We start from the raw sequence: 11,434 nt of genomic DNA on the forward strand, positions 1-11,434 counted from the left end.
AACGCGGCCGACCGCGCAGTGTTATCGGCATCGAGCCAGGCTGGTGCGCTGGGGCCGGCCAATCTGCAGCGCGAAGGAAAGTCTGTGGTATTGCGGTCAATCGGCGCAGGGTTGAGCATTACAGCAACGTGGCCGTCACCGGAAATCGTTGGTGGCGTGGCCCTGCCGTTTTGCAACCTGACCCCTGGAGCAACTATCCGCGTGCGCGGCTACATCGAAGTTGGCCAACCCGTGCCTGCATTCGACACTGGCGTCATGCCAGCCTGCGAGTATGCGCGGCTGGGCATGTGGGATTGGGGCGCATTGCCGCTGGGCTTGAATGCCTACAGTTACGGCGGCGGTACCTACGCCCGTTGCTGGTTCCAGATGCGCAGCATCAGGAAACTGATGATCGACCTGGACGACCCGGACAATCCTGCTGGCTACATCGAGGCTGCGCGCCTGGTGGCGGGGGCATATTGGAGTCCTGAGCAGAACGCATCGTATGGCGCCGGCATTGCACCGGTCGATAGCAGCAGCCAGTACCGCAATGGCGCCGGCGAACAGAAGGTGGAGCGGGGCGTGATGTATCGCAAGCTGTCGCTGGCGCTTGATCACATGACACCGTTGGACCGGGCCGAGCTGTGGCGCATCGTGCGCGGCAACGGCCTGTCGCGCCCGCTTTTCATCAGCCTGTATCCGGACAGCGACGACGTCGAGCTGGAGCAGACGCATCAAGTGTATGGGCGCTTGGCCAATCTGGCCGCCATCACCACGCCATCTTTCCAGGCGTATGCCACCAACATTGAAATAGAGGAGTTGTAATGGGTGATTTTTTTTATTATGGGCAGAAGGATACGATCCAGCGCTTGAATGAGCTGGCTGGACGGGGTGCTGTGGTGGCGTCGTATGCGCCGAAGGTAGGCATGTCGCCGGTGGGCGGGCCAAATGGATTCATGAATCCGGCGTGGCTTGATCCAGCGTTGCCAATCCAGACGAGTGTCAGGATTGGATCAGGTCCAACGGCTAAGTACGGCTACAATTATCTGACGCAAGGGGCTCCAACGGCAAAGTGGCTCCTGATTGCGACGTTGCGAGAAGATTATCTCGGTGGCCATGAAAATTTGCTTATAAGGGGCATACTGAACGAGAATTGGGGATCGGTCAGTACCGCTCCGGTCACTATTCTGATCGGTGCACGCGGTGGGTTTTATGTGGATTGGCACCGTGAAGGTCCACGCCTATCGCAGTCACGTTTCATTGTCTACAAAAGAGACAACGGACAATATTATGTGTATGCCTATTTCCAGCCATCTTGCTTTGCCACAATTTCATTTGATTTGGTGGGGATAAATGCGGCTACGATTCTGTCGCCTGTTGAATCGACCTCGCTACCAGAAGGAACCGTCGTGTTTGATACGGCACAAGTTCCAGGTGCGCCTGGTTATATTGCACCACGCTGGCAGGCAATGACTGGCAATGAGACACCCTTCCGTGGCACGATGTTCTCGGATATAGTCGGCGTTGGTGCTCTTGCCCCCTATGATTATGGGACTTCGTACATTGCGCGCGGGCAGCAAAAAGCAAACCAGACGGACGAGACAGAAGTATTGCGTTTAGGATTCGCTGGTATCGCAGGATCTGCTTTCCCCGGTTTATTTGGATTCACAACCGGCGGTGGATGGGGAAGCGTCTATAAAGAGGGTTATAAATTATCGCTTAAAGCCTGGGATAATAATTCAAACGCGTGGTCAGGTAATTTACTTGCCGTCTATGGCAATGGACGAGTGTATATGCCTTTGCTAAAAGCGGGTAGTACGGATACATCAATCTTTCGTCATAATATTAGCCGTTCTGCCTCGATGGGCGCAGAGATTTTGTATATTGGCCGAGAGGGGTTTGCTGCTCCGTGCGTCGGCGTCAACGCTTCTGATGGTACAGCTGGATGGGCCGCCTCACCTGCTGTTTTATACATTGGGAAAAATAGCAATACCGCACGAGGCGCCAACATCGCTGGCACCGTCAATACCATGGGAAACGACTATGCCGAGTATGTACACAAGTATGCTGGCTGCAGCGATATTGCACCCGGTCAGGTAATTGGCATTACTGATAGCAACGAAATCACAGACCAGTGGGACTCTGCCATCCTGTTTGCGATCAAGTCTACTGCGCCTTCGTTTGTTGGCGGTGATAGCTGGGCGCTGGCTGTGGGTGCGCGCCCCGAGCCCATGGCAGGCGTGGAACCGTCAGAGCCACAACGCTGTGCGGATGTGACCACACAACAGCCTGTCGCTGGCACCCAGCCAGTGCAATACGTAGACGTTGTGACACAGCCCGGTGATACGGACAGTGAGTGGGCTGCCAAGCAGGAGGAGTACGCCGCAGCCATGGCCGCTTACAGGATGACGACAAAGCAGGATGCCGAAGCCATGGCCGCCTTCGACGCAGCCCTGGAAGCTGAGCGTCAAAAAGTCGACCGCATCGCCATCGCCGGCCGTGTACCGGTGAACGTGCTGGGCGCCAAGCCGGGCGATTACATCGTGCCGGTGCAGGACGGTACTGGCATCAAGGGCATTCCCGTACGCGAGGACGATCTCACCATGAAGCAGTACCTGCACGCCGTCGGCCGTGTGATCTCGATCGAGCCCGATGGCAGGGCCTATGTGATGGTCAAGGCCGTGTAGCAACTCAGTCGTCCACATTGACCCGCCTCGGCGGGTTTTTTCATTTCCACCACCTGAAAGGCAACCATGGCCCTCGAAACCACCGCCGCCGGCGGCGCATTGATCAAACTGTTTGGCGTGCCCGTGCTGGCCGGCGCCGCCGCCACGTCGCTGGGCTTCATGTTCATGTGGCCCCAATCCACCAAGGAGGCATTTATTCGTTTTTGTTCCAGCATCATCATTTCCACCTTTCTCGGCCCTGTGCTCGTGGCCGCCGTGCTGTCGTGGTGGCCGAGCCTGTTCGACAGCGCGAAAACCGTGGCGGGTCTGTATGGCGGCGATCCGTCCACGGGTTTTTTATTCATCGCCGCGCCGGTGATGGTGGCGGCGGGCTTGCCCGCCTGGTGGGTGCTGGGCGCGTGCGTGCGCTGGTTCGACAAGCGGCGCGGCAAGGATATCGGCGAACTGGCGGCCGATGCGGCCGCTGCCGTCAAGGATGTGCGGGGCATGCTGTGACAGGCGCCCAATTGATGCAGATCATGCCGCTGGCAGGCCGCCGCGCTACGCTGTTTCTGGCGCCCTTGAATGCGGCGATGGCCGAGTTCAGCATCGATACGCCGCTGCGTCAGGCGGCGTTCCTGGCGCAGGTGGGGCACGAATCGGGCCAACTGCGCTATGTGCGCGAGCTGGCCAGCGGCGCGGCCTATGAAGGACGGGCGGACTTGGGCAATGTGATTGCTGGCGATGGCATGCGCTTCAAGGGACGCGGCTTGCTGCAGGTGACGGGGCGCGCCAACTATGCGGCGTGCGGCGTGTCGCTGGGCCTGGATTTGCTGGCATCGCCGCAACTGCTGGAGCAAACGGTTTTCGCGTGTCGCTCGGCGGGCTGGTTCTGGCAATCGCGCGGCTTGAACCGTCTGGCCGACGCGGGCGACCAGGAACGGGTGACGCGCCGCATCAACGGCGGCGTGAACGGCCTGGCCGAGCGTCTGGCCTTGTACCAGGCAGCGCGCAAGGTGCTGACATGAAGCCGTCGTTGAGTATCGTGGCCATGCTGGTGTTGCTGGGGGCAGCCGTGTTTTGCGCCCAGCGCTGGGGCCGCGAAGCGGGCCGTTCCGCGTGCGCCGCGCAAATGCTGGAGGTGCAAGCCGTGTTGCAGCGCCAGACCCAGGCCCTCGATACTATGCGGGAGGAGGGCGCGCGCCGGTCGGCGAAGGTACGGCAGGCGCTGGCCACGGCGCAGGCCGGACAGGCAGATGCGCAAGCGGCTGCGGCGCGCATCCTTGCGCTGCAGCCCGAAGGCGACGCCTGCCGTGCCGCCGAGGCGCTGATCGCCAGCGAAATGCCATGAGGCCGCCGCGCGAACGTGCTGGAAGGCCTGCCGGCGGCCTCGCCAGCAGGCTAGTCGCTTTATTGCTGGCGAGCTTGTTGGCCGGCTGCGCGGCCTGGGCGCCGACATCGAAGGTGGAAGCTTGGCCCGTGAGCGCGCCGTGCGTAGCCCCGCGCCCCGCCGCGCCCGTCTTGCCGGCGGTGCCATCGCACGGCATCTTCGAGCAAGTGCAAGCCTTGCTGGCACGCGAGCAATTGCGTGCCGCCCATGTGCGCCAGCTGGAAGCGCTGCTCGATGCCTGCTCCCGCGGCTAAGAGCCTATTCCAGTAGGGAGCGTCTTCTGTTGGCAGCGCATCAGGAGCGCGGACAAGGCGTGAGGAGGACGCGTGGCGAGCCACGCGACGACGATCAACGCAGTCCCCGCTTCTGAGGGGCGCCAGCAGGGGATGTATTCATCTACTGAGACAGGCTCCAAGCACCAGTTACCAGCGGCCTGCCAGCGCTACCGCCTTTGCCGCCTTCTGGTGCAGGCGGGGCGCGGCATGCGAGAAAACGGTGCATCACCGTCTCATTCGCCGATCTCTGCTGATTTCCGGCACAATTCCTGTATACAATCTACCTGGCACGAAGCGTGCATGGCTACCTTGGTCGTCCCATTCCAAGGAGCTTCGCATGTATCATCTGCCGCCAGTGTGTTCCTGTCGTCCCGTTTCTGTCTTGCTTTTCCCTTTCACCTGCGCCCATCCGGGCCGCGGTAACCCAGGAAATGGAGCGTAAATGGCCTCTCCCCGCTTGAAATCCATCCACCGCAGCGTGCCCGGTACCACGCCTGCCGCGCCATCGCCCGTCGATGAAATCCTGCCAGCTGGCAAACTGTTTACGCTGGGTTTGCAGCACGTGCTCGTCATGTATGCGGGCGCCATCGCCGTGCCGCTGATCGTCGGCCGTGCTCTCAAGCTGCCGCCCGAGCAGGTGGCGGCGCTGATCAGTGCCGACCTGTTCTGCTGCGGCCTCGTGACCCTGATCCAATCTCTGGGAATAGGCAAGCATTTCGGCATCCGCCTGCCCGTCATGATGGGCGTCACCTTTGCCGCCGTCAGTCCCATGCTGGCCATGGCGAGCAATCCGGCCCTGGGCATCACCGGCATCTTTGGCGCCGTGATCGGCGCCGGTGTCGTCTCAATGCTGATCGCGCCCTTCATCAGCCGCCTGCTGGCGCTGTTCCCGCCTGTGGTCACGGGCAGCATCATCGCTGTGATCGGCGTGTCGCTGATGCGCGTGGGCGTGAACTGGGCCATGGGCGGGCCGCCCGCCATGGCGCAGATCGCCGATCCCGCCTTTCTCAAGATGGCCGCGGCCGCCACGGCGGCCGGCTTGCCCGCGCCGGCCGGCCCAGTGCCCATGATCGCCAACCCCGGCTATGGCGCGCTGGACAACATGGGCATCGCCTTCTTCGTGCTGGCCGTCATCTTGCTGGTAGCCAAGTATGGCCGCGGTTTCCTGTCGAATATCGCCGTGTTGATCGGCATCATCGCCGGTACGGCCCTGTCGTTTGCGCTGGGCAAGGCCGATTTCGCCAAGGTGGCCAGCGCCAAGGCTTTTGCCGTCGTCACGCCGTTCCAGTTCGGCATGCCGACTTTCGACGTGGTTGCCATCGTCACCATGAGCCTGGTGATGATCGTCGTCATGATCGAGTCGCTGGGCATGTTCCTGGCCTTGGGCGACATGACGGGCAAACGCATCGAGCAGGCCGACATCAGCCGCGGCTTGCGCGTCGATGGCCTGGGCACCCTGATCGGCGGTATTTTCAATACCTTTCCGTACACCTCGTTCTCGCAAAACGTGGGCCTGGTGGGCGTGACGGGCGTGCGCAGCCGCTGGGTCTGCGTGGCGGCCGGCATCATCCTGCTCGTCATGGGCGTGATCCCGAAGATCGCGCAGACGGCCGAAGCCGTGCCGGCGTTCGTGCTGGGCGGGGCAGGGCTGGTGATGTTCGGCATGGTTGCCGCCACCGGCATTCGCATCCTGGCCGGCGTCGACTACAAGAGCAACCGCAACAACCTGTTCATCGTTGCCCTGTCGATCGGCTTCGGCATGCTGCCGCTGGTGGCGGAACAGTACGCACAGCACATGCCGAAAGCCCTGTCGCCGCTGCTGCACAGCGGCATACTGCTGGCCGCCATCGTCGCCGTGCTGCTCAATCTGTTCTTCAACGGGTTGACCCCAAGAGAAGTGGCAAAGGAGCAGGCGCGCGAGAACAGTCATGGCAGCGATTGAAGAACGGCCCCACGGCTGATCAGCCAGGCGGCAGGACCCTTAGCACCACGCAATTGCGCCCTGCATCCTTGGCCTGGTAGAGCGCGGCATCGGCCAGGCGCAGCAGGGCATCCGGATCGGCGGCGCCCGGTGGTGACTGGACCGCGATGCCGACGCTGATCGTCACCTGTTGCGCCTGCGTACTCGCGTGGACGATGCCCAGAGCCTCGATGGCGCACCGCAGCGCTTCGCCGACCTGCTGCGCTTCGTCCGCGCCGGTATTTGGCAGCACGATTGAAAACTCTTCGCCGCCGTAGCGCGCCGTCAGGTCGCCCGCGCGCCGCATGCCGGCCGCCAGCGCATGTGCGACCCGGATCAGGCAGGCATCGCCGGCCAGGTGGCCGTGACGGTCGTTGAATAGCTTGAAGTAATCGACATCGAGCATGATGACGGCAAGCGGCTGGCCGACGCGCGTGGCACGAGCGCATTCGGCGCGCAGCACGTCGTCGAAATGGCGCCGGTTCGACAGGCCCGTCAGGCCGTCGGTGATGGACAGGGTTGCCAGTTTGCGGTTGGCGTCTTCCAGTTGTTCCGTGCGCTCGGCAACGCGCCGTTCCAGGCTGTCGTGCAGCCTGGCGCTGGAGATCGAGATCATGGCCTGTGCGCCGAGCATGCGCAGGAACGCGACGCGCTCTTCCGTGAACGACGCTTCGGCAAGCCGGTTCTCGAAGTACAGGATGCCCCCAATCTGGCCGCCGTGCCGTATCGGCAGGCACATGACGGCGCGCGGCAGGTGCAACTGCACGTACGGGTCGGCGGCAAAGCGCGGAGCGCTCGTGATGCAGTCTTCGATCACCTCGGCGCCGGTGCGCACGACGTAGCGCAGCAGCGACAGCGGAAACTGCGGGTCGCTGGCGGCGTTCAGGTCGAGCTGGCGCGATTGCAGGACGGTGGTGCCGTCGCCATCGATATTGGCCTCGAGCTGGTAGCTGCCTCCGGATAGCAGCAGCAGGCGCGCCACCTGCGCGCCGGCGTTTTCGCACACGATGGCAATGAGGCGCGTCAGCACATTGCGCAGGCCCACTTCGTTCGACAGGATCTGCGACGCTTTCAGCAGCGACACCAGGTCGAGTGCGGAACCGCCTTGCGTGTGGGAGACGGAATGCCGTTGCGTGCCGCGGCCGTCCATCCTTGACAGCAGGGCAAGATGGCGCTCCCGCAGCTGCGTCACTTTGCCCTGCGCGCCCCACTGGCCGTAATGCGCGATGGCGTCCTGGATGAAGACGCCGGCCACGCGCGCATGTCCCTGGTCGAACCAGCATTCGCCGCACAGTTCATTGCCCAGCGCCTGCATGTTGACGTAGCCGGCCAGGCCGGCCGCGTCGATCGCCTGCTGGTAATAACGTGTGGCCAGTTGCAGCTCTTCCCGGTAGCGCGCCATCTCGGCCAGCACCAGCAGGTGTTTGGCGTCGCTGTTGTCCGAGCCTTGTTTGGCCCACTCGGCGAGGCTTGCCTGCAGCGTGCCGATCACGGTCAGCACATCGCGCGCATCGGGGCGCGCAGGATCGCGCCGCAAGGCGCGGATCAGGATCAGCGCGGCGTAAAAGCTGCAATCGACGACCTTGGCCTGGCCGCGCATGATCTGGGTGACGTTGCCGAGCTGGCCCGCCAGCAGCTCGGCGTCGGCGCCGTCGAACAGGTAGGCGTTGCGTATCTTCCCCTGCAAGAAGTAGGCGCGGTACAGCTGCGAGCCGCCATACTGATCGAGGAAGCGCGCCTCGCTGAAGGCCGCATCGTCGTAGCTGTCGTGACGGGGCAGGAGGCCCATCAGGCACTTGATCGGCTGGACCGCGGCGGCGACGCAGCAATCGGCCATCGCCTGCTGGCCGTTGGCGCGCATCAGCGCCAGGTCGTGCTCGATGTCGTGCATCAGATGCGGCAGGTAGTCGCCGAGGATGATACGGTCCGTGGCGCGCACGGCTGCCACCACGCCGACCTGCACGAAATCGGCGATTTCCAGCGCCCAGCCAAACGCTTCCTCGTACAGGGCGTCGGAGCTGCGCAGCGGCTGCGTCCAGTGGTTGCTGAGCGCGCCGAACATCAGGCCCGTGAGCGTGCGCGTCTGCAGGTTGGCACGGCGCCTGGCCAGCGCCATCGCCATCGCGCCGAAGGCGTAGCCGCGCGCGATGTCGCCGCTGTACAGCGCAACCATCATCGCGTAGCCGACATAGGCGACGGGGCTGAAATCGCTGTTCCCCCGCTGCATGGACAGGCGCGTCATCGACACCACCATCAGCGCGCTGAGATCCTGCTGGCCGGCATAATAGCTGGCCATCCACAGGCCCTGCATCATCTGCATCGCGGCCACCGCGTCCGGCTCGCACATGTCATCTGCCGCCAGCAAGGTGTCGGGCGCATGCGCGCCAGGCTGCCGCCCGATGTCGGCGAGGATATCGGCGAAGCGCGCCTTCATCTGCTGCACATCGTGCGGAATGTCGATGTGCAGCAGCGCCAGACCGTCGCGCTGTACGGCGATCGCGTCGAGCAGGCGGCCCTGCAATTGATACTGGTGCGCCTGGATGGCAATGCAGCGCAGCTGCAGCAGCGGGCTCACGGTGCGGGCGCGCACCAGCGGGTAGATCGCCTCGGCGGCGTCGAACTGGCCGCACAAATAGGCCGCTTCTGCCGCGCCCAGCTGCAGGTCGAGCCAGAGGTCGGTGTGCCCGCTCCATGCCTGCGCCGGCAGCAGGTCGAGACCTGTGCGCATGTGCTCCAGGGTGGACTGGAACGCGGCGGAACGCCGTGCCTTGACGCCGGCTTGCAGATTGAGCGCCGCCAGCTGCCCGCGCTCGCCCGCATCGTTGATCAGCGCACGGCCGGCGTTGAGCTGCTCGACGATCTCGAACAGTGCCTCGTCCCGATGCTTCGGCGTCGCATGCCGCAGCAGCAGGCGGCCGATGAGAAGATGGTTGGCCGCGCGCGTATCGTCGTCGGCGACCAGGTAGGCGGCCTGCTGCACCCGGTCGTGCAGGAAGCGGTAACTGACGCCGCTGTTGGCCGCATCGGTGTCGCCATCGATGTATTTATAGCGTTCGTCGAGCGGCTGGATCAAGCCTGCCCTGAGCGCCGGCCACAGGTCTTGCTGCGTTTTCCGGGGCGTGCGGTCCACGGTCAGCGCGAGCGTATCGAGCGCGAAGCGGTTGCCGCAGGAAGCGGCCAGTTGCAGCAGATGCTGCGTCACCGCGGGCAGGCGGCGGATTTTTTCCAGCAGCACCTCGACCACGTTGTCGGTATATTTGGCCTGTTCTATCGCGGGCAGGTCCCAGTCCCAGCAATCGTCGGCGGCCCGGTAGCGCAGATGGCCCGTCTCATTGAGCGAGGCGAGGAATTGGTTGAGGAAAAACGGATTGCCGGCCGTCTTGCGGTAGCAAATGCTGGTCAGCGGCGCGCAGTCGGGGGCCGTCACGCGCACGGTGGCCGAGACCATTTGCGCCACCTGCGGCTCGGTCAGTGCGCCCAGTGACAGCGTGGACAGGCGTACGTCATGGGCGAGCAGCTTGTCGCGCAGCGCGATCAGCGGATGCGCGGCGCTCACTTCGTTGTCGCGGTACGCGCCGATGACCAGCATGCAGCTCTTGTCGCAGGAGACCATGAGCAGTTCGATCATCCGCAAGGTGGCCGCATCGGCCCATTGCAGGTCGTCGAGGAACAGCACCAGCGGGTGCCCGGCGCAGGCGAATACTTCGACGAAGCGGGGGAAGAGGCGATCCAGGCGCAGCTGGGCCTGTGCCGGCGCCGACGCGGGCATCGGGTCCGTGGGGCCGACGATCAGCGCCAGTTGGGGAATCAGCTCGACCAGCATACCGGTGCCGGTGCCCAGCGCCGTGTGCAGTTTGGCGGACCACTGGCGCAGCGTTTCCTCGGGCTGGCCGAGCAACTGGCGCACCAGCCCCTGGAAGGCCTGGATCAGCGAGGCATACGGCACGTCGCGCTGAAGCTGGTCAAATTTCCCGCTCAGGAAGCACCCGCGCTGCGCGATGATGGGCTTTTGCACTTCGTTGACGACGGCCGACTTGCCGATGCCAGAATGGCCGGCCACCAGCAGCATCTCGCACCTGCCCGCGGCGCTGCGTTCAAACGCCGCCAGCAGCTCGGCGATGGCATCCTCGCGCCCATGCAGCGTTTGCGGCACGAGGAAGCGGCCGTTGTGGTCGGACAGCTTGAGCGCCTGTGCCGGCTTTTGCGCGCGGCATGCTTCGAGGTCGCTGCGCAAGCCCTGCAAGCTCTGGTAGCGCTGATCGGCATTTTTTTCCAGTAGCCGCTGGATGATCGCCAGCAGCTGGCCAGGCAAGCTGGCCAGCGCTGGGTGCGACCAGTCGGGACTGCGCGCAATGTGGCAGTGCACGAGTTCCATCTCGTCGCCCGTCTCGAACGGCGCCTGGCCGGCCAGCAGTTCGTAGAAGGTGGCGCCGAGCGCATAGAAATCGGCGCGCCAATCGACCCGCCGGTTCATGCGCCCCGTCTGTTCCGGCGCCATGTAGCGCAGCGTACCTTCCAGCGTCTGCAGATTGGCGATGCCGTGGCTTTCATACGGCAGTTCGCAGGCGATGCCGAAATCGATCAGCTGCAGCCGCCGCCGCTCGCCATTCCACACCAGGTTGGAGGGATTGATATCCTTGTGGATCACGCCATGCGTATGGACCTCTTCCAGCGCCACGCACAGTTGCAGCGCGATGTCGAAAAAGTCGTCCAGCGCCAGTGCGGGCTGCGACGGCGTCCTGCGCGCCGCCACCTGAGCGTGCACCACCTGGTCGAGCGCCTGGCCGCCGGTATCTTCGAGGACCATCGTCCAGCACCCGCCGTGCAGCTGCAGCGCCAGTGGATGCGCCACCCCAGGATGGCGGCAGCGGCGCGCGATCGCATACTCGCGCTTGAATTGCGCCACTTGCTGAAAGGAGGGGAACGGCTGATTGGGCTTCTTGACGATCAGCGCGGTGCCATCCGCAGCCCTGGCGCGGTAAACCCGTGAGCGGGCACCGCTGTGCAGCTGTTTGATGATCTCATGATCGAAAAGGGAGCGCATGGGCTGGGCTTAGCAGTACACAGACGGTTGCGGGAGCCTGAAGGCGCACATTTCGGAATGTTACTTGATTGTAAGTATTATATCAGCAGGGAACCGTGGGGGAGGGAGCGGCCTGATGAG

8 protein-coding genes are annotated in these 11,434 nt (G+C 63.7%); 7 read left to right on the forward strand and 1 reads right to left on the reverse strand.

What is annotated here, in order from left to right; genetic code table 11:
* Positions 1-111 precede the first annotated feature (111 nt).
* From ACQ4WO_RS18375 to ACQ4WO_RS18405, 7 genes are all read left to right on the forward strand, one after another.
* Complete coding sequence (locus ACQ4WO_RS18375; protein WP_436482672.1) at positions 112-804, forward strand: hypothetical protein; 693 nt, start codon at positions 112-114, stop codon at positions 802-804.
* On the forward strand, positions 804-2,666 hold the full coding sequence (locus ACQ4WO_RS18380; protein WP_436482673.1) for a hypothetical protein: 1,863 nt from the start codon (positions 804-806) through the stop codon (positions 2,664-2,666). Before ACQ4WO_RS18375 ends, ACQ4WO_RS18380 begins: the two co-directional genes overlap by 1 nt.
* Positions 2,667-2,732: 66 nt before the next feature.
* On the forward strand, positions 2,733-3,161 hold the full coding sequence (locus ACQ4WO_RS18385; protein ID WP_058048714.1) for a hypothetical protein: 429 nt from the start codon (positions 2,733-2,735) through the stop codon (positions 3,159-3,161).
* A 14-nt stretch (positions 3,162-3,175) separates the two neighbouring features.
* Entirely contained in the window at positions 3,176-3,673 is a 498-nt protein-coding gene (locus ACQ4WO_RS18390) for a glycoside hydrolase family 19 protein (protein ID WP_436482674.1), read from the forward strand.
* The gene (locus tag ACQ4WO_RS18395) at positions 3,670-3,996 is read left to right on the forward strand and encodes a hypothetical protein (protein ID WP_436482676.1); all 327 of its coding nucleotides are present in this window, start codon (positions 3,670-3,672) and stop codon (positions 3,994-3,996) included. Before ACQ4WO_RS18390 ends, ACQ4WO_RS18395 begins: the two co-directional genes overlap by 4 nt.
* A gap of 128 nt (positions 3,997-4,124) precedes the next feature.
* Complete coding sequence (locus tag ACQ4WO_RS18400) at positions 4,125-4,289, forward strand: hypothetical protein (protein ID WP_436482677.1); 165 nt, start codon at positions 4,125-4,127, stop codon at positions 4,287-4,289.
* A gap of 463 nt (positions 4,290-4,752) precedes the next feature.
* Positions 4,753-6,252, forward strand: a complete 1,500-nt coding sequence (locus tag ACQ4WO_RS18405) for a nucleobase:cation symporter-2 family protein (protein ID WP_436482679.1) — start codon at positions 4,753-4,755, stop codon at positions 6,250-6,252.
* Positions 6,253-6,271: 19 nt separating this feature from the next.
* On the opposite strand, the gene ACQ4WO_RS18410 is transcribed toward ACQ4WO_RS18405, so the two are convergent.
* On the reverse strand, positions 6,272-11,314 hold the full coding sequence (locus tag ACQ4WO_RS18410) for a diguanylate cyclase domain-containing protein (protein WP_436482680.1): 5,043 nt from the start codon (positions 11,312-11,314) through the stop codon (positions 6,272-6,274).
* Positions 11,315-11,434: the final 120 nt, after the last annotated feature.

The sequence above is a fragment of the Janthinobacterium aestuarii genome (assembly GCF_051380835.1).
Lineage (GTDB): Bacteria > Pseudomonadota > Gammaproteobacteria > Burkholderiales > Burkholderiaceae_D > Janthinobacterium > Janthinobacterium aestuarii.